General features: G+C 66.2%; 18 protein-coding genes and 1 tRNA gene. 11 read left to right on the top strand and 8 right to left on the bottom strand.

Translation table 11 applies throughout. The features are described 5' to 3' along the window. Positions 1-24: 24 nt before the first annotated feature. The 3 genes from LH407_RS04515 to LH407_RS04505 are packed head-to-tail and all read left to right on the top strand — an operon-like array spanning position 25 to position 1,480. A complete protein-coding gene (locus LH407_RS04515) occupies positions 25-570 on the top strand; it encodes an RNA polymerase sigma factor (protein WP_322132487.1) in 546 nt (181 codons plus the stop codon). After that, a complete protein-coding gene (locus LH407_RS04510; RefSeq protein ID WP_322132488.1) occupies positions 567-1,169 on the top strand; it encodes an Asp23/Gls24 family envelope stress response protein in 603 nt (200 codons plus the stop codon). Before LH407_RS04515 ends, LH407_RS04510 begins: the two co-directional genes overlap by 4 nt. Further along, positions 1,166-1,480 carry a hypothetical protein gene (locus LH407_RS04505; RefSeq protein WP_322132489.1) on the top strand — a complete coding sequence of 105 codons (315 nt, stop codon included), beginning with the start codon at positions 1,166-1,168 and terminating at the stop codon, positions 1,478-1,480. Before LH407_RS04510 ends, LH407_RS04505 begins: the two co-directional genes overlap by 4 nt. Here the strand turns inward: LH407_RS04505 and LH407_RS04500 are convergent. Both LH407_RS04500 and LH407_RS04495 read right to left on the bottom strand, forming a co-directional pair. After that, entirely contained in the window at positions 1,477-2,292 is an 816-nt protein-coding gene (locus LH407_RS04500) for a putative ABC transporter permease (RefSeq protein ID WP_322132490.1), read from the bottom strand. The two genes, LH407_RS04505 and LH407_RS04500, sit on opposite strands and share 4 nt — an antisense overlap. Then, positions 2,289-3,131, bottom strand: coding sequence for a glycosyltransferase (locus LH407_RS04495; RefSeq protein ID WP_322132491.1), 843 nt, complete (start codon positions 3,129-3,131; stop codon positions 2,289-2,291). The genes LH407_RS04500 and LH407_RS04495 overlap by 4 nt, the downstream gene beginning before the upstream one ends. A gap of 122 nt (positions 3,132-3,253) precedes the next feature. Here LH407_RS04495 and LH407_RS04490 point away from each other — a divergent pair, with 122 nt between their 5' ends. The 6 genes from LH407_RS04490 to LH407_RS04465 are packed head-to-tail and all read left to right on the top strand — an operon-like array spanning position 3,254 to position 9,652. Next, positions 3,254-4,258: an Rv2578c family radical SAM protein gene (locus tag LH407_RS04490; protein WP_322132492.1), complete on the top strand. Its 1,005-nt coding sequence runs from the start codon at positions 3,254-3,256 to the stop codon at positions 4,256-4,258. Positions 4,259-4,304: 46 nt separating this feature from the next. Continuing rightward, positions 4,305-5,963 carry an FAD-dependent oxidoreductase gene (locus LH407_RS04485; protein ID WP_322132493.1) on the top strand — a complete coding sequence of 553 codons (1,659 nt, stop codon included), beginning with the start codon at positions 4,305-4,307 and terminating at the stop codon, positions 5,961-5,963. Then, the gene (locus LH407_RS04480) at positions 5,960-6,730 is read left to right on the top strand and encodes a hypothetical protein (RefSeq protein WP_322132494.1); all 771 of its coding nucleotides are present in this window, start codon (positions 5,960-5,962) and stop codon (positions 6,728-6,730) included. The genes LH407_RS04485 and LH407_RS04480 overlap by 4 nt, the downstream gene beginning before the upstream one ends. Positions 6,731-6,768: 38 nt before the next feature. Then, positions 6,769-7,422 (top strand): dihydrofolate reductase family protein, encoded by a 654-nt coding sequence (locus tag LH407_RS04475; RefSeq protein WP_322132495.1) that lies wholly within the window; start codon positions 6,769-6,771, stop codon positions 7,420-7,422. Between the two features lie 38 nt (positions 7,423-7,460). Continuing rightward, positions 7,461-8,255, top strand: a complete 795-nt coding sequence (locus LH407_RS04470) for an alpha/beta fold hydrolase (RefSeq protein ID WP_322132496.1) — start codon at positions 7,461-7,463, stop codon at positions 8,253-8,255. Beyond that, positions 8,252-9,652, top strand: a complete 1,401-nt coding sequence (locus tag LH407_RS04465; RefSeq protein ID WP_322132497.1) for a sensor domain-containing diguanylate cyclase — start codon at positions 8,252-8,254, stop codon at positions 9,650-9,652. The genes LH407_RS04470 and LH407_RS04465 overlap by 4 nt, the downstream gene beginning before the upstream one ends. 21 nt (positions 9,653-9,673) lie before the next feature. On the opposite strand, the gene LH407_RS04460 is transcribed toward LH407_RS04465, so the two are convergent. The 6 genes from LH407_RS04460 to msrB all read right to left on the bottom strand — a co-directional run bounded on the left by LH407_RS04460 (position 9,674) and on the right by msrB (position 12,222). Continuing rightward, positions 9,674-9,940 (bottom strand): DUF1905 domain-containing protein, encoded by a 267-nt coding sequence (locus tag LH407_RS04460; protein WP_322132498.1) that lies wholly within the window; start codon positions 9,938-9,940, stop codon positions 9,674-9,676. 119 nt (positions 9,941-10,059) lie between these two features. Further along, positions 10,060-10,473, bottom strand: a complete 414-nt coding sequence (locus LH407_RS04455) for a DUF5684 domain-containing protein (RefSeq protein WP_322132499.1) — start codon at positions 10,471-10,473, stop codon at positions 10,060-10,062. Positions 10,474-10,488: 15 nt separating this feature from the next. Then, positions 10,489-11,085, bottom strand: a complete 597-nt coding sequence (locus LH407_RS04450; protein WP_322132500.1) for a DUF998 domain-containing protein — start codon at positions 11,083-11,085, stop codon at positions 10,489-10,491. A 56-nt stretch (positions 11,086-11,141) separates the two neighbouring features. Further along, positions 11,142-11,215: transfer RNA gene (locus tag LH407_RS04445), tRNA-Thr, on the bottom strand. A 46-nt stretch (positions 11,216-11,261) separates the two neighbouring features. Beyond that, a complete protein-coding gene (locus LH407_RS04440; protein WP_322132501.1) occupies positions 11,262-11,813 on the bottom strand; it encodes a nitroreductase family protein in 552 nt (183 codons plus the stop codon). A gap of 7 nt (positions 11,814-11,820) precedes the next feature. After that, positions 11,821-12,222 (bottom strand): peptide-methionine (R)-S-oxide reductase MsrB, encoded by a 402-nt coding sequence (msrB, locus tag LH407_RS04435; RefSeq protein ID WP_322132502.1) that lies wholly within the window; start codon positions 12,220-12,222, stop codon positions 11,821-11,823. A gap of 51 nt (positions 12,223-12,273) precedes the next feature. On the opposite strand from msrB, the gene LH407_RS04430 reads away from it, so the two are divergent. Both LH407_RS04430 and LH407_RS04425 read left to right on the top strand, forming a co-directional pair. Further along, positions 12,274-12,741: a GNAT family N-acetyltransferase gene (locus LH407_RS04430; protein WP_322132503.1), complete on the top strand. Its 468-nt coding sequence runs from the start codon at positions 12,274-12,276 to the stop codon at positions 12,739-12,741. A 117-nt stretch (positions 12,742-12,858) separates the two neighbouring features. Beyond that, positions 12,859-18,015: an HtaA domain-containing protein gene (locus LH407_RS04425; protein ID WP_322132504.1), complete on the top strand. Its 5,157-nt coding sequence runs from the start codon at positions 12,859-12,861 to the stop codon at positions 18,013-18,015. Positions 18,016-18,229: the final 214 nt, after the last annotated feature.

Below are 18,229 nucleotides of genomic sequence, written 5' to 3'. Positions count from 1 at the left end.
TGCTGTGAGGATTCTGAGAGCGCGATGACGCCTCTCGATTCGGCGAGCGACGGCATCCTCGCGCAGCGCGCAGCAGACGGCGACACGGCGGCCTTCGAGGTGCTCGTCCGACGGCACGGCCCGTTTCTCCGCGCCTTCGCGATCCGCTTGACGAAGTCGGTCGCCGACGCGGATGACGTCGTTCAGGACTCGCTCATCACCGCGTGGGCGCAGCTTGCCTCGCTCCAGGACCCGTCCAAGGTTCGCGCCTGGCTGACGAGCATCGTCTCGCGAAAGGCCACGGACAGCATCCGTGCCCGCCGACAGTCCGATGAGCTCGACGAGGAGCAGCCAGACGACGAAGGCTCGACCCCGGATGCCCGTGCCGTGGCCTCATCGCGGCTCGAAGCGCTCTCGGCGGTACTGGACGCGCTACCCGAAGGTCAACGGCAGTGCTGGGTGCTCAAAGAGATGGGTGGCTACAGCTATGAGGAGATCGCGGAACGACTGGGGATGTCGGTGGCGACGGTGCGCGGCAAGCTTGCGCGAGCCAGGGCCACCGTCGTTCGCGAAATGGAGGTGTGGCGATGACGGACGAGCGAGCTGACCTGGGTGTCGGAGATACCGGGTACACCATCGAGGATTTGAGCGCGTACCTGGATCGCGGGCGCACGCCAGCGATTGCGGCGATCGACAACAGCCCGGAATGCCAGGCGATGCTCGACTCGATGGAACGCGTCGGTGGCTTCGCCCGGGACCTCGTCGAACAGGATGTGCGCGAGCATCCCGCGCTCGACGAGGGTTGGCTCGGCGGGCTGCTCGCCTCGATCAGCCGCGAGGTGCGCGCAGGACGCGACATCCCCCTCGCCTCCCCGAACCCTGACACGACCCTCACCGTCACTGAGGGTGCCGTGCGCGAGCTCGTGCGTGCTGCAGGCGATTCCGTGGAGGGTGTGGTCGTCGGGTCGTGTTCACTCGACGGCGACGTGACGGTGCCGGGCGAGGGCATCCGTGTGCACGTCACTATCAGCGTGGTGCTGAACAGCCCCGTTCCGGACGTCGCCGAGGCGGTGCGCCAGCGCGTGTACAGCCAGCTCCTGGCGCACACCGAATTGACGATCGACAGCATCGACGTGACCGTCACTGACGTGCACCTGGCCCTGCCCACCGACGACGGGAGCCCCTCATGACCGATCTCAGCGCCCTGTCGACAGGGCTCGACGCGGTCGCTCGCGAGGTGCCGGGGGTCGTTGCGCTCTACTCGGCTCGGCCCGCGATTGTCACAACCGTGCGGCAGCTCGCCGCAGGAAGCGAGTCGCCGAGCCTCGTGGACGTGCGCGAGTCCGACGGTTCATTGGCCATCGTCGCGAGTATCGCCGTCGACTCGCGCGAACGCGCACCGGAGATTGCGGCGGCGGTCTCGGCGGCACTCCTCGACGCCGTGCCCGACGGCACACGCGCCACCGTCCACGTGCGCGTGAGTCGAATCGTCGAGAGCTAGAACCCCGCGGCGAGCAGGCGGTTCGTTTCCTGGTCGCGAGCGCGCTCGCCGGCCTCGACGGTCTTCTGCGTCGGTTTGCCGATCGTGGGGAGCCACACGATGAGCTTGCGGTGGTGACCGCTGAGCTCCTGATACTCGGTGATGAGACTCATCCGCGGGAACGTGTTGATGAGCACCGAGTCGGGTACGAGCCGGTCGACGAGGCGCGCCCACGCGGGGTTCGGCAGCGTCGCATCCTTGCCGTCCCGCTTCGCACGGAGGTAGGCGTTTTTCTGCGCGGTGCGGCGGTAGGCGAGGAGGGTGAGGATGACCGAGAGGATCGTGGCCACGATGAGCAGCCCCAACACGGGCAGACCGATCCACACGGGGATCATGAGGAGGATTTGCACGTTCACGACGTCGAGGACGTAGAGCAGCACAAGCGACAGACCGCCCCACATGAGGGCGTACTTGAGGCACACACGCCCCTGGATGTTGAGGAACTCCTTGCTGTAATCCCAGTACACCGCCCCGAAGGCCTTCTCCATGAAGAGGCTCGTGAAGTACTCCAGCACCGTGCCCACCACGAGGCCGAGACCGAACACGACAAACGGGTTATCGAAGTAGGGGAGCAGGGCGAGGGTGATGATGAGGCCGCCCGCGCCGTAGAGGAGGTTGAACGGGAGGTAGAGCAGGCCCAATCGGGACTCCACCACTCCGCGGTACTCGATGGTCCAGCAGTAGAGCATCTCCACGAGCACACCCGCGAACGCGTAGATAAAGAACAACCAGAGGGCGACGTAGATGCCCCCGACGATGAACTCTGGACTCACGATTCCCCCTGGATCGGTTGATGTTCGGTGCGGGCGGCCCCACGCCTGCCCGAGATGGCGCGCTCCGCGTGGAGTGCGGGGTACACACCGAGCAGCACGACCATGGGCGCCAGCAGACGGACGTCATGGATGCCGTGCTTCTCGTACGTTCGCTTGAATCGCTCCACGTAGAAGAGGTAGTCCTTGGGGCTCGAATCGAGCCGTCGGGCGGACATACCCGCTTCCATCGCCGAGACGTAGGCGATTCGTTTGCCCGCGAGTGCGAGATGAATGGCGAGGTCGAGGTCCTCGTGCATGAGGTCCTCGCGATCGTCGTGCACCTCGTCACGCACGGCGAGCCAGGCATCGCGTCGCAGTGCCATATTGCTGCCGAAGAGAAAAACGTAGTCGCCGGCCAGCTTCGCCTGGATCTTGCGATATGCATCGTCGGCTTTGTGGCCGAAGGCCCGCATGGGCATGTCGTAGTAGTCGACGGATCCGCTCGCGGCGTCGATCGTGCCATCCGCGAATGCCGCCTGCACTTGCTCGACCCAGTCCGGCATGATCGCCGAGTCCGAGTCGATACGGCCGATCACGTCACCGACCGCAGCGTTGAATCCCGCGTTGCGGGTGGCCGTGATTCCCTGCACATCGTTTTGCTCGATGAGCCGGATGCTCGCCTCAGGGAACGCGGCCTGCATCGCCTCAACAGCCGCGGCCGTGCCATCCGTCGACTTGTTGTTGACGACGATGATCTCGAGGGCGGGCGAGGTCTGGTCGATGCACGCCATGAGGCAGTGCCGGATCGTATCCTCCTCGTTGTAGGCGGGGATGACGATCGAGACGGTCGGCGCGCTCATGGCACGACCCTATCGACCATCCCCATCCTTGGGGTCACGTGCTTCCGCCCGTATTCGGGGGCCGAATGCGACGTAACACCTCGGGGGTTGCTCACGTCTCGAACATATGTTCTACTGTCGCAATGCGGTGGAGCGGGCAATCGGTAACGGCAGATCAGGGGCTTATCGGGTTGTCTGGTCTCGTGCGATCGGTGCGCACTCCCGAATTTGCCGGCATGACGTTTCACGAAGTCATGGCCAAGAGTGCCCTCAACCGTGTGCCCGGGCAGAGCGCAATGCCCTTCGACTGGACCGTCAACCCCTATCGCGGGTGCTCACACGCCTGCGTCTACTGTTTCGCGCGGAACACACACAAGTACCTCGACCTCGATGCGGGCAGCGATTTCGATAACCAGGTTGTTGTCAAGGTCAACGTCGCCGAGGTGCTGCGCGCCGAACTCGCGAAGCCCAAATGGGATCGCGATCCCGTCGCACTCGGCACCAACACGGACCCGTATCAGCGGGCGGAGGGGCGCTACGGGCTGATGCCCGGCATCATCACTGCGCTCGCCGACAGCGGCACTCCGTTTTCGATCCTCACGAAGGGAACGCTGCTCCGCCGCGACCTCCCTCTCCTTGTTGAGGCCGCAGACCGCGTGCCCATCCACATCGCGATGTCGATAGCCGTCTACGACGACGAGCTCCAGCAGAGCATCGAGCCGGGTACCCCCACGACGGCCGCGCGGCTGGCGACCGTGCGCGCTGCCGTCGACGCGGGCTTCGACGTCTCCGTGTTTGTTATGCCCGTTCTGCCCTACCTGACCGATACGAGGGCGCATCTCAGCGCTGCGCTGTCGTCGATCCGAGAAGCGGGTGCCACGCGCCTCACGTACGGCGCGTTGCACTTGCGGCCCGGGGCGCGGGAGTGGTTTTTCCAGTGGCTCGAGCGCGAGCATCCTGGGCTCGTCGGTCGTTACCGGTCCATGTATTCAGGGTCGTCCTCTGCACCCAAGGCCTACCGTCAGTGGCTTCGCGAGAAGATGGGCGCGCTCATGAAGGAGTACGGGTTCGACTCACGCGCGACGTGGGCTCCTCCCGCACGCACACCGGCCGTAGTGCAGCAACTGAACCAGCCGACGCTCTTTTGAGTGGTGGGTTCTAGGTGTGTGAGCCGACGTCGGCGAGGATGGGAGCGTGACCTCTCCGAGCGAAACCATCTCCGGCACGTTTACCGACGATCAGTGGGCGCGTATCTCCGCCTACGCCGAGCCCATCGACGCATCGCCCGGCGACTACGTGCTCGAGGAGGGCCTGCAGTGGTACCCGCTCATCCTCGTCGACACGGGTCTCGTGGATATCGTGCGGCCAGCGAACGCGTGGTTCCCCGAACTTCTCGTGGCGACCGTCGGTGCGCGCTCCTACGTGGGCGAGCTGGGCGTGCTGAGCGGCCAGCGGGCGTTCCTCGCCGGTCGCGTGAAGGAGGGTGGCCGGATGCTCGCCCTCGACACCGCGGCATTCCGCCGCGTCATGGCCGAGCACGATGACCTCGCCGACCTGCTTCTCCGCGATCTCTGGAAGCGCCGCCAGGGACTCCTGACCGGCCCGGCGGCGCTCACCCTCAAGATCGTCGGGCCCGAGCGTTCGCGCGGTGTGCTCGCCCTCCGCTCGTACGCGATTCGTCTCGGGCTCGCGCACACGTGGCACGACGGCAGCCTTCACGCCGACGAGTTGCGCGACAACGGTGTCACCGCCGATCACATGCCCATCGTGTGGGTGCAGGGCGAGCCGATCCCTAACGCGACACCCGGCATGGTTGCCGAGAAGCTCGGCCTCGCCTACCAGGAGCCCGAGGATGTCACGGTCGATCTCGCGGTCGTCGGTGCGGGTCCCTCCGGGCTTGCCGCCGCAATTTACGGTGCATCCGAGGGCCTGTCCACGGTTCTCCTCGACGGCATCGCCCCGGGCGGTCAGGCGTCGGCGACCTCACGCATCGAGAACTACCTGGGATTCCCTTTCGGAGTCAGCGGCGGCGACCTCATCGGTCAGGCCCAACTTCAGGCCCTCAAGTTCGGGGTGCGAGTCTTCGCACCGTGCGAGGCGGAAGGGCTCGAGGCATCCGGTGACCACCTCGTGCTGTCGCTCACCGACGGCGCACGCGTGCACGCCCGCGCCGTCATCGTCGCGACGGGTGCCTCCTACCGCGCTCTCTCGCTCGACCGCTGGGCGGACCTCGAGGGCGCCGGCATCTACTACGCCGCCACCCCGCTCGAGGCCAAGCAGGTGGCGGGCTCGACCGTCGTTGTGATCGGCGGGGCCAACTCGGCCGGTCAGGCCGCGCTCTTCCTCGCATCCAACGGATGCACCGTCCACCTCGTCATACGCGGTGACAAGCTCGACGCCAGCATGTCCGCCTACCTCATCGACAGGCTCGCCGACGACTCTCGCGTGACCGTCCACACCCACACGCAGGTCACCTCCCTCGAAGGTGAGGATGCGCTCGAGCGCGTGACCCTCTCCACGGGTGAAGTCATCGACGCGCGTGGCCTCTTCTGCTTCATCGGCGCCGAACCGTCGACCCGTTGGCTGAAGGACGTCGCGACAGACGATCGCGGCTTCCTCCTCACCGGCACCGACGTTCCCCTCGCGGAGGCGGCGACAACACTCGGGCTGCACGGTCGCGACCCGCTGCCGTTCGAGACGAGCATGCCGTTCGTCTTCGCCACGGGAGACGTGCGCAACGGGTCCATGAAACGAGTCGCAGCCGCCGTCGGTGAGGGGTCGAGCGCCGTCGCCTCCGTGCACCGCGCGTTTGCCCACGTCGCACCCGAGCCCAGGGTGGCTGCGGGAACGTGACGGACGCGGAGGAACGCGAACTCGAAGCACTGATGCGGCGGGCCTACGGGCCCGGCGCCGACATTGAGCGCGACCCACAAGCGCTCCAGCGATTGCGCGACTTACAAGAGGCCAGACGGCCTTCGGTCACGATTGAGCCGGGTGCCGTCGAGGTGCTGGATGCTGGGGCATCCGTGCCGGTCATCTCCGTCTCCGCGCAGCCGGAGCCGGAGCCCGAGCCCGAGGCCGACCCGTGGTGGGAACGTGTCGTCGAGCGCGTATCCCGGTTGCGGCGGTCGACCGTGCTTATCGCCCTTGGTGCCCTCGCTTTGGCGGCCGTCCTGGTCGTCGCGCTTGTGCTCGTGCAGCGTGTGCAGACGGATCCGCTGCAGACGGGGGCGACCCAGGTGGCGCGACTTGCGGTGGACGAGGGGTTCGAGATCCCCTCGATCCTCCGGAGCGGCCCCAACGGCGACGTGCCGGCGTACGCCTTTGAGGTGTTCCACGGGCTGCGCTCAGTCGTCAGTACCGGCGGCATCTTTGCCAGTGGCACACCCAGCGACTGCCTCGTCGTACTGTACGAATCGGATGCCCGGCAGCCGGATTCCACGTCGTTCTCGGGGCCACTTCTCGGGGAGTGCGCTGCTGGCGGCTTTCCCGCGAGTGTTCAGTTTGTCGCGGGCGCGGACTCATTCGGCGAGGAACTCGTCGAGGCCTACCCTGACGAGACGGCGTTCCTTTTCGTGTACGACAGCGACAACAACGAGGTGGTCGTGTTCGCCTCGTGACATGTTCACGTTGTGAACATGTGGGCTAGTCTCCTGCCATGAGCAGATTGCGTGTCCACAGCCTGGCCATTTCCCTTGATGGTTTCGCCACGGGGGAGGGGCTCTCCACGGAAGCGCCATTCGGCCACGCGGGCGGCAGGCTCATGGAGTGGTTCTTCCCGACCCGCACCTTCGTCGAAGCATCCGGCCACGAGGCCGAGGCTCAGGGACCGGGCACCCGCGGAATCGATGACGCGTTTGCGGCGGCATCCTGGAACGGCATCGGCGCGGAGATCATGGGCCGTGGCAAGTTCGGGCCCCAGACCGGTCCATGGCAGGACGACAGCTGGCGCGGCTGGTGGGGGGAGGAGCCCCCGTTCCACTCGCCGGTGGTCGTGCTCACACATCATCCGCGACCCGACTTCGCTGCGGGCGAGACCACCTTCCTCTTCCGAGACGCCAGCCCCCGGGATGCCCTCGCCCTCGCCACCGAGCTCGCGGACGGTCTCGACGTGCGCCTCGGCGGCGGAGCCACCACGATCAGATCTTTCCTCGACGAGGACCTCGTCGACCACCTGCATCTTGTTGTCGTGCCGATCGTGCTCGGGCGAGGCGTGCGGATCTGGGATGGCCAGGAAGGGCTCGAGGGTCGGTTCAGCGTCGAAGCGACCGCGTCACCGTCCGGCGTCGTGCATTACCTCTTCACCAGGTAAACTCCGGGGAGTAGTCATCGTGAGAAGGGCACCTGGGCGTGGACCCTTTGAAGCGCAACAATGTTCGCGTTACCGGAAATACGGACGGCACAACACTCGTGCTCATCCACGGGTTCGGTTCGACCCGTGAGACCTGGCGGTACGTCGCCGAGGCCCTCGAACCCCACTTCCGTGTGGTCGTCTTCGATCAGGTCGGTGTCGGCGGCTCCGATAAGAGCGTCTACGACCGCTCCAAGTACGACACACTTCACGGTTACGCCGACGACGTCATCGAAATTGTCGAAGCGCTCGCGCTGACGGATGTTGTGCTCGTGGGTCACTCGATTGGTGCGATGACCGCCGTTCTTGCCGCCAACGCGCGCCCCGACCTCGTGAGCAAACTTGTGCTCATCGCACCCTCACCGCGCTACCTCGACGATGAGGGATACCGCGGCGGCTTCTCGCGACAGGCGATCGACGATCTGTTGACGTCCCTGGAGACGAACTACTTGAGCTTCTCGCAGTCGTTGGCGCCCATCATCGTCGGTATGCCCGACAGGCTTGAGCTCAGTGCCGACTTCGCGGAAGGCATTTACGCGATCGATCCGGAGATCAACTCGCAGTTCGCGCGTGTAACGTTCCGTGCTGACCACCGGCGCGATCTGCGTGACGTGACGGTTCCCGCGCTCGTTCTGCAGATCGCCGAGGATGCCGTTGCGGGGCCCGAGGTGGGGGCGTACGTTCACCGCAGCATCCCGACCAGCACTATGGTGACGATCCCGTCTCGAGGTCACGTCCCTTTGCTTTCCGATCCGGATCTCGTGGCTCAGAGCATCAAGGACTACCTGCGATGAGCCCGCTCCATTCCGTCGACGCGCTCTTCAACGCGGCACCGTGTGGTCTGCTCACAGCGGGTATCGACGACGTCGTCGTTCACGTCAACGACACCTTCCTGCTGTGGACCGGCTACACGCGCGAGGACATCGTCGGTCGCTCTTTTGCTTCGCTCGTGGCGGCGGGGGAGCAGACGGTGTACGCCACCCAGTTCCAGGACGAGCTCTGGTTGCGGAAGGAACTGAAGGAGGTCTCCCTCCGCCTTGTGCGCGCCGACGGCACCGATCTCCCCGTGCTCGTCAACGCCGTCATCACTGCCGACGAACAGGGTGTGCGACTTGCGGTCTTCGACGCCAGCAACCGTCGCGATTTCGAGAACGAAATGCTCGCCGCCAAACGAGCCGCCGAGTTCTCCGAAAGTCGCGTGCGTGTGCTCCAGGATGCAGCCGCCCGCTTCCTTGCCGCCTCGTCCGAGGAGGAGCTTGCGACGATGCTCGTGGAGATCGGTCGCTCTGCTTTCGGCGCTATCGACGCAGCAGTGGTCGCCTACGACCCCGAGGGCGTGAAGTTTCAGGTTGTTGTGGGCGCGCAGCACCAACCCATGCTCGATGCGATCAGGGCGTCGCGACCGGCCGGTTCCAAGGCGCTGTCGCCCGACGAACTATTCATCATCCGGGACATCGAGGACGCCTACTCGCGAAGCGAGGAAGTCGGTGACCTCATGCGCGCCGCGCGAACCTCAACACTCACGGCGATCTCTATCCCCGACGGCGACGCGATTCTCGGCGCCTTCGTGTGCCTCTTCGGCACACCGCGCGATATCGATCAGCAATACATGGAGTTGTATCGCGCGCTCGCCCGTCACGCTGGTCTGGCGCTCTCCAGGATCCGCTTGCAAGCGGAGTTGCGGTATGCGGCCGAGTACGACCAGCTCACCGGACTCGTCAACCGCACGACGATCGACGAGCGCGCGGCAGACGCCTTCGAGGAGGCTCACACCACCGGTGCGCCCGTGTCGCTCATCTTTCTCGACCTTGATGGCTTCAAAGCCATCAACGACGAGCTCGGCCACCGCGCAGGGGACCGAGTTCTGCAGGATGTCGCGTCCCGTATCTCCGAGGTGCTTCGCCGCGAGGGGGATACCGTGGGTCGATTCGGAGGGGACGAATTTCTTGTGGTGTGCCCGGGGGCGGATGCCGCGGCATCCCGTGCCATCGCGGAACGTATTGCCACCGCGGTCAGGGCGCCGCTGGACTGGCTGCCCAACGGCTTCGGGGTGACGGCATCCATCGGCATCGCGGTAGCGGACCCGGGCGGCCCGACCCCCATCAACGCGGAAACTCTCACGCGTATGGCCGACGACGCCATGTACGAGGCGAAAAAGTCCGGCAAAGACCGCATCGCGATCGCTGCCTAAGCGGTACCTTTGCGGCTCTCGTTAGGCGGTCGCAATTAGTCGGACCGTGACGTCGTCGCCGGCGTGTTTACCGATCTCGTTCTGGATGGCCTGTTTGATGGCGAGCATGTGACCACCTTTGTGTGGCAGTAGCGTCGCGTCGAAGTCCGCGCCATCGACGGTCGCATGCACTTTCGCAGCCTTCGACGTTCCGAGGATCTCGCGCGATTCCGGCATCACGACACACGTCCAGTTGTGTGGCCCCATGCCGCCGACGAGTGTGGTCGTGAAGGTGTGATCCAGCGCCATAGTCAGGACGGTAGCAGCATGTGGACACTGTCCACAACGAGTTTTCAGAGCCCCCGTCGGATTCGAACCTTTGCTTTACCCGAGCGAGACGAGCCCTGGTCGGGCAACCACGGATATTTCTAGGACCTCGCCGACTCGGGGACAAGCGAGGTGTGCTTGGGGCTCCACGTTGACCCGTCGATCGCGAGGACAAGGAACCACACCGGCTCAAGCAGGATGGCGAGGATCACGAAGACTCCGCTTTTTTCCAGTCCAAGGCCGATGCGGTACTGCGCGATCCACCTCTGGATGAGGTAAATGATCTGGCCGACGATCGGGATGAGTCCGATGAGAAGGAACCACCCGGGCTTACCCCCGAGCTGCAGCAAACGCCAGGTGACGAGGAACGGCACCCACGCCTGCCAGGGCTTTACGCCCGCTTTTGCGAAGATGCGCGACGCCATGAGGCTGTAGAAGATGTACGCGATCACGCTCGAGATCACAATGATGACCGTGTGGTACAGCTCGTACTCGAATCCCGATCCGGAGTTCATGATTTCCCTTTCAGTTCACGCGGTCGTCGCCGCTGAGATGCCAACAACGAGGAACCATGCGATGAAGCCAAGATAGATGAAGCGCTCAGCGAGGCCGAAGCCGCGCTTCGACCGTGCCGTGACGAGCATCCCGACCGTGCCCACCGCCATGACGACGCCAGCCGCGGTCGACAAGGTCGCGAGGGTCGGTTCGCCGTTGTCGTGGAACGCGCCGCCTGCCACGAACGCCGCGGCGGTTACCGCCCCGAAAGCAGCGAATGCCAGGAAGTTGTGGGTACGCCCGGTGCGCGTGCGGGGTGCAGCCGGAGCATCCATGGGGAAGAACCCGATCAGCAGCCTCGCGACCGCGAAAACCAGCAGCAGAACGGTCGTGACCATCGCTGCGACGCCGCTATAGCGAAGAAGGAGCAGCCCCGCCGCCACGACACCGGTGAATCCCGCCGCGAGGGTCGCGCCGCGGTAGAGGCGGCCATACCTCGTGAGCGCGTACTGGCTCACAGGATTCCGGATGGGCGAGAGGCCAGTGGGGAGCACATGGAGAGCTGCGAGGAACCCGGCGACCGCAAGAGCGCCGACGCTCAACAGGATCCCGATCCCAGATTCGAGAGTCACGGACACAGTCTGGCGGAGAGTCGACGTAATCTCGACCTCTGATCGGGCATTCTCAGAGCCCCCTGTCGGATTCGAACCGACGACCCTCGCTTTACAAGAGCGATGCTCTGGCCATCTGAGCTAAGGGGGCATGAACCGCGCACCATCCTACCGACGCTGGCGCGGCCAGCCGAACGCTACAGCGCCGTGAGGTATCGGGTGGGGTCGATGAGCTTGCGACCGGGCTTCGATTTGTCTGGGACGATGCCGCCGACGTAGAGCCAGCCGAGCAGCACCTCGTTGTCGGCGAGGCCGTGCATCCGTCGAACGGGTTCCGATCGGGTGTGACCTCCCGTGCGCCAGATGACACCCCAGCCGGCCTCGTCGAGGAGGAGGCTCAGCACGTGGGCGACGCCAGCGGCCGTGGCATCCTGCTCCCACTCGGGCACCTTGAAACTCGGCTGGTGCACAGCGACAACGGCGATGAGAAGGGATGCCCGCAGCGGCTTCTCGGCGAGCTTCGCTGCATCCTTGCCCTCGAGCCCGCTGGCCTCCGCGAGCGCGTCACCGAGCCGAGCCCGGTCGGCGCCACGCAGTTCGATGAGACGCCACGGATGCAGCGACCCATGGTCGGCGACGCCTCCCGCCGCGGCCACGAGCGGCAACAGCTGCTCGTGACTCGGCGCCTCCGCCGTCACCTTCGAATGGGACCTGCGGCGCTCGACGGCGTCGCGCGCTGGGTGGGCCACCGCCGAACTACTCCGCGGCCTCGAACGTGAGCGAGACCGAGTTCATGCAGAAACGGTCGCCAGTAGGGGTCGTGGGGGCGTCATCGAAGACGTGGCCAAGGTGCGAACCGCAGTTCGCGCAGCGCACCTCGACGCGCTCCATGCCGAGCGACGTGTCCTTGACGAGCTCCACGGCGTCCTGCTCCGAAGGGATGTAGAAGCTCGGCCAGCCGCAGTGCGAGTCGAACTTGGCGTTGCTACGGAACAACTCCTGGCCGCAACCCTTGCAGCGGTAGACACCCTCGCGGTTCTCGTCGAGGAGATCACCCGTCCACGCCCGCTCCGTCGCGGCCTCGCGCAGGATCGCGTACTCCTCGGGGGAGAGCTGCTGGCGCCACTCGTCGTCGGACTTGTTCACGTTGTAGGTCATGGTGTTCTCCAGAACGGGGAAGAATTCTCGTGCTCCATTAAACTCGCGAGCGTGGCCGAATGTTCCGTGACCGTCAGGCGCAGCGACGAACTCTCGACCGATGAACTCTACGCGGTGCTCAAGCTGCGCACCGACGTGTTCTTCCTCGAGCAGCACATCGACGAGGAGGAACTCGACTGGCGCGACCTGGAGCCCACAACCGTGCACTACTTCGTGCGCGAGGGTCGCGATGTCGTGGCCTGCCTGCGGGTGCTCCTCGACGACGAGCCTGAACACCGGGATGCCCGCCGCATCGTCGGTCGGGTCGTCGTGCACGCGGACCATCGTGGGAAGGGCCTCGCGCACGCGCTGCTGGAGGCCGCGATCGCCGACTTCGGGGGTGACTCGATGCTCCTGCACGCGCAGGAGTACATCGCACCGCTCTACGCCCGGCACGGATTCGTGGCGTTCGGTGACGTGTACCAGGAGGCGGGCATCCCGCATCTCTCCATGTACCGGGCCAGCGACCCGGTAAGGTAATCCTTACCAAAGCTTTGACAGCGAAACGCGTCTCGGCCTAGAGTCGAGTTAGCTTAGCCTTAGCTAAGTGATTGGTGCCCGCACCCTCGGGCCGTCACCCTCTGGAGAATCACACCCGTGAGTCACGCCTCCGTCCGATCACGGACGCTCGCAGCAACCCTGTCCTTCGCACTCATCCTGGGCGGCAGCCTCGTCGCGACCGCGCAACCCGCGCTCGCCGATGCCGCGCCCGTCGTGAGTGTCACGCCCAACACTCCGGTAGATCCCGCGGTGGAGAACACCTTCACGGTGTCCGGTACCGGGTTCACGGGTGACGGCGCTGCCAACGGCGCGTATGTGCTTCTCGGGTCGGCATCCACCTGGGCGCCGGGCACGCCGCTCCCGGGTGCGGGGTGGATCGCTCAAACCCACACCTCGATCACCGACGGCTCGTTCAGCACAACCCTCACGGTGCCGGCGGGGGCGATGGATGCCGCAGGCAGTTACGTCATCGCGACGTCCGCCGCTCATGCACTCTCCCAAACGGACCGCTCGCTCGACACCCTCACCCCGGTGACGCTCGCGGCCCCGCAACCCGAGCCGGAGCCCGAGCCCGAGCCGGAGCCCGAGCCGGAACCCGAGCCCGAGCCCGAGCCCCAGCCATCCGAGCCCACCATCTCCGTCTCCAAGTCGACGGGCATCTCACCCGCGGGGGAGACGATCACGATCTCGGGCACCGGTTTCAGCCCCAACCCGCCGGCCACGTCGGGCACACGCCCGCCCCTGTCGGGTCAGTTCGGCGGCGCCTATGTTGTGTTCGGCAAGTTCCCCGACAACTGGAAGCCGAGCGCGGGTGTCTCATCGAGCCTGCGTAAGGTCGCGTCGCAGAAGTGGGTTGTCGACGCGGCAAGCCTCCCGAGCCTCGGGTCGCAGTCGAGCCTCGGTGTGCCGATCAACGCCGACGGCTCGTTCTCCCTCGAGCTGTCCGTCGCGCCCGGTTTCTCGGGCGAGCCCGAGACGGGCAACTACGGCATCTACACCTACCCGGGTAGCGGCGCGGCGTACGCGCCCTTCGAGACGTACACACCCATCACCTTCGCCGAGGCGATCGCGACTACCACCACTCTGACCTCGACCACTCCCGCCGTGGGCGGTACGGCGACGCTCACCGCGACCGTCACCCCCGACGCAGCAGGCACGGTCACCTTCTCGCGCGGCACAACGGTGCTCGGTTCGGCACCGGTTGCGGGTGGAGCAGCGTCGATCGAGACGGATGCCCTCCCTCAGGGTCTACACGAGTTCACGGCATCCTTCGCTCCCACTAACACTCGCGTCTACGCAGCCTCGACGGGGTCACTGTCGCTTCAGGTCGGAACACCCACCCCGACCATCTCGGTCTCCAAGACGAGTGGTCTCTCGCAGAGCGGCGAGACCATCACCGTTACCGGCACGGGCTTCACCCCGCAGCCGCCAGCGACGACGGGTACGCGCCCGCCGCTGTCCGGTCAGTTCGGTGGCGCCTACGTTGTGTTCGGCAAGTTCCCCGACAATTGGAAGCCGAGCGCCGGCGTCTCCTCGAGTCTGCGTAAGGTCGCAACCCAGAAATGGGTGGTCAACGGGTCGAGCATCCCGAACCTCGGGTCGCAGTCGAACCTCGCCGTTCCGATCAACGCTGACGGCTCCTTCACCCTCGAGCTGACGGTCGCGCCCGGCTTCGCGGGCGAGCCGGAACTCGGCAACTACGGCATTTACACCTACCCCGGTAGCGGTGCGGCCTACGCGCCCTTCGAGACGTACACCCCGATCAGCTTCGCGCCGGTACCCAAGGTGACGGTCTCCAAGTCGTCTGGCCTGTCGCCGAACGGCGAGACCATCACCGTCACCGGGAGCGGATTCAACCCCCAGCCGCCCGCGACGAACGGCACCCGCCCGCCGCTGTCGGGCCAGTTCGGTGGCGCCTACGTCGTGTTCGGCAAGTTCCCCGACAACTGGAAGCCGAGTGCCGGTGTGCCCTCGAGCCAGCGCAAGGTGGGCGCACAGAAGTGGGTGGTGAACGAGTCGAGCATCCCGAGCCTCGGGTCGCAGTCGAGCCTCGCGGTGCCGATCAACGCCGACGGCACGTTCACCCTCGAGCTCCCGGTTGCCCCTGGCTACGCCGGGGAACCCGACCTCGGCAACTACGGCATCTACACCTACCCGGGCAGCGGTGCGTCGTATCCCGCATTCGAGACGTTCACCCCGCTCTCCTTCGCTCCGACGCCCACCGTCACGGTCTCCAAGTCGTCCGGTATTTCACCGGCGGGCGAGACCATCACGGTCACGGGTAGCGGGTTCAACCCCCAGCCGCCGGCAACCAACGGAACCCGCCCGCCGCTGTCGGGCCAGTTCGGTGGGGCGTATGTGGTGTTCGGTAAGTTCCCCGACAACTGGAAGCCGAGTGCCGGCGTCGCCTCGAGCCAGCGCAAGGTGGGCACACAAAAGTGGGTGGTGGATGCCGCGAGCCTCCCGAGCCTCGGATCCCAGTCCAGCCTCGGCGTCCCCATCAACGCCGACGGAACGTTCAGCCTCGAACTGACGGTCGCACCGGGCTACTCGGGCGAGCCGGAGCTCGGCAACTACGGCATCTACACCTACCCCGGTAGTGGTGCGGCCTACGCTCCCTTCGAGACGTACACCCCGATCAGCTTCGGGGGCAGCACGGCAACGACCACCGTCCTCTCGGCCGATCCCGCGACCGGTCTCATCGACGGTGACACCACCACCCTGACGGCGACCGTGTCGCCGTCGGCGGCAGGCACGGTCACCTTCACCGACGGGAGCACCGAAATCGGGTCAGCGCCGGTGACCGACGGTATTGCATCCCTCGAGACCGACCCGCTCGCCTCAGGTAACCACGCCTTCCGCGCGACATTCGTTCCGTCCAACCCCTTGGTGTTCTCCGGGTCTGCTGGCGAGCTCGCGATCGTTGTCGGGTCGCCAGACCTCACCAACCCGCTCACCTGGGGAATCAAGGAATCGTTCCGCACCTACGTGGAGGGCCCCATCGCTGCGGGCACCATCACGACGCTCGGTACGGGACGCGACGGTGACGAGTTCCTCTTCGGAAGCCGCACGGGCGGTACGTTCGACGGCGCCACCGCGACGGGAACTGCCGAGTACGCGGGCGGAGTGCGATTCACGGGTCACGGTGGGATCCTCGATCTGACGCTGTCCGACCCGATCGTGGACGTCACGTCCGCGACATCCGCGACACTCCTCCTCCGCATCGACGGCGGCGAGCACGTGCCCTTCGCAACCCTCGACCTCGCGTCGGGTACACGCTCCAACACGACGTCGACCGTGACGTGGGCGGATGTCCCGGCCGTGCTCACGTCGCAGGGCGCTGGTGCTTTCTCCCTCGGCGGGCAGCCCTTCTACACACCCGGCACGGCACTCGATCCGCTGACCTTCGTCATCGCGGCGGTCATCCCGAAGCCTGCCGTCGCCACCTCCCTCACGCTCACGGCCTCCCCGGCCTCGGTGACCACGGGTGACACCGTCACGCTCACCGCCAGGGTCACCCCCAAGGCCGCTGCGGGCACCGTGTCGTTCTACAACGGTTCGACGCTCCTCGGCACACGCGCCGTCGTCGGCGGCAGCGCAACCCTCGGATTTACCCCCACGGTTGCTGGCACCGCCGCACTGCGAGCCGACTTCGCCCCGGCGACGACGGCATACCTTCCGTCGACGGCATCGACGAGCGTGGCCGTCGCCGCGCCCATCGTCGCGACCGGTTCCCTGCGCTGGGGTGTGAAGGAGTCGTTCCGTTCGTACATCACAGGCGGAATCGCCAAGGGTGCCATCACAACGAGCGGCGCAGGCTTCGAGGGGGGCGAGTTCGTCTTCGGACAGTCGACGGGCGGCACCTTCACCGCCGCGAGCGGCACGGGAACGTCGAATTACTCGGGGAGCGTCCGATTCACCGGACACGACGGCATCCTCGATCTGACACTGTCCAACCCCATCGTTCGCGTCGACTCGTCGTCGACCGGTGCGCTGCTGGCCTCCGTCAACGGAGGGTCGCCCGTAGCTGTCGCCACGCTCGACCTGAGCTCCGGAACCCGCAGCACCCCCGGCAACGCCGTGGCGTGGTCGGGTGTGCCAGCGTTCCTCACGGCGGCGGGGGCATCCGCGTTCTCGCTCGAAGGCTCCAGCTTCTACGCGGTGGGCACGGCACTCGACCCGGTGAGCTTCGTCATCGGTGCGCCAGCCTCTGCCGGCAGCGGCAGCAGCGGAACAACGGTTGCGTCCTTCGGAGGGGGCCGCCAGCCCGCGGCAACACCGCCCGCGACGACCGGTCTGGAGATCGTCAGCACCGGCGACATTGTTGCTGGCGGCGAGATCACCGTTCGTGGCTCCGGTTTCGAGGCCAACGAGGAGGACATCCTTGTGGTCATCTACTCCGAGCCGCTCGTGTTGACGCGCGACCTCAACGCCGATGCCGACGGCGTCGCCACCTGGACAGGGAGACTGCCCGGCACCCTTACGGGCAAGCACACGCTCACCATGCAGGGCAGCATCAACCTGGGTGTCGAGCTCGACATCGCCCCGCGCATTACGCGCGCTGCACTCGGCTGCACCGTCGCCGACGCCGAACTCTCCTGGGGGTTCAAGGAAACCTTCCGCAGCTACATCAGCGGCAGTATCGCGAACGGCGAGTGGACCGTCGCCGACGGCGCCACCTACGAGACACCACTCTTCGGGTGGAGCGGCGGCGAGGGATCGTACGACGCGGAGGCCAGTGAGGGGCTGGTGACGTTCGCCGGGTCCATCACGTTCACCGGGCACGGTGGCATCCTCAACACCACGGTTTCCAATCCGCAGCTGCGTTTTGTGGACAGCGACACGGCCATCCTTCTACTGGATGTGTCTGGCACAACCCAGGAGGGTGAACCCGTGCAGGCCACCGGTGTGGAGTTCGTGGAGCTCGATCTCGCGAATGCGACCGAGTTTGCCGGCGATTCGCTGGTGATCATGGATGCCCCCGCCGAGCTCCTACCGGAGGGCGCTGCAGCCTTCGGCACCTACGAGTCGGGTGAACCCTTCGACGCGGTCAGCGCCATCCTCCCCTTGGACGCACAGTGCGCCGAGGCCGCTCCGCTGCCCGCCCCCGAGCAGACCCTCGGTGTGACGGGTGAGCCGGCCGCAGCCGATTCGTCGGTGCCGTGGTGGGCGTGGGTGCTCGGTGGTCTGCTGCTCGCGGCGATCATCGCCGCTGTCATCGTGATCGTAACGCTCCGCCGCCGCCAGGCGTAGCCGTTCGGCGGCTCCTCGCCCCGCCGGGGGCGGGAGCCGCCGAACCGTGCGTCCGAGGTGCGGCGTGCAGTGGTTTCGATAACGCCGGGCTGCGCCGCGGCTACTCAACCACCAGGTAGTCGCACCCCCGGTTGAGGAGCGCTTCGCAGGAGCGCGTCTCGAAACCCGCCCCCCCCCCCGCAATAACCCCGCTGGTTGAGGAGCGCTCCGCAGG

It is taken from the genome of Antiquaquibacter oligotrophicus, from assembly GCF_020535405.1.
GTDB lineage: Bacteria > Actinomycetota > Actinomycetes > Actinomycetales > Microbacteriaceae > Rhodoglobus > Rhodoglobus oligotrophicus.
This window is presented reverse-complemented; position numbering and strand designations above follow the sequence as displayed.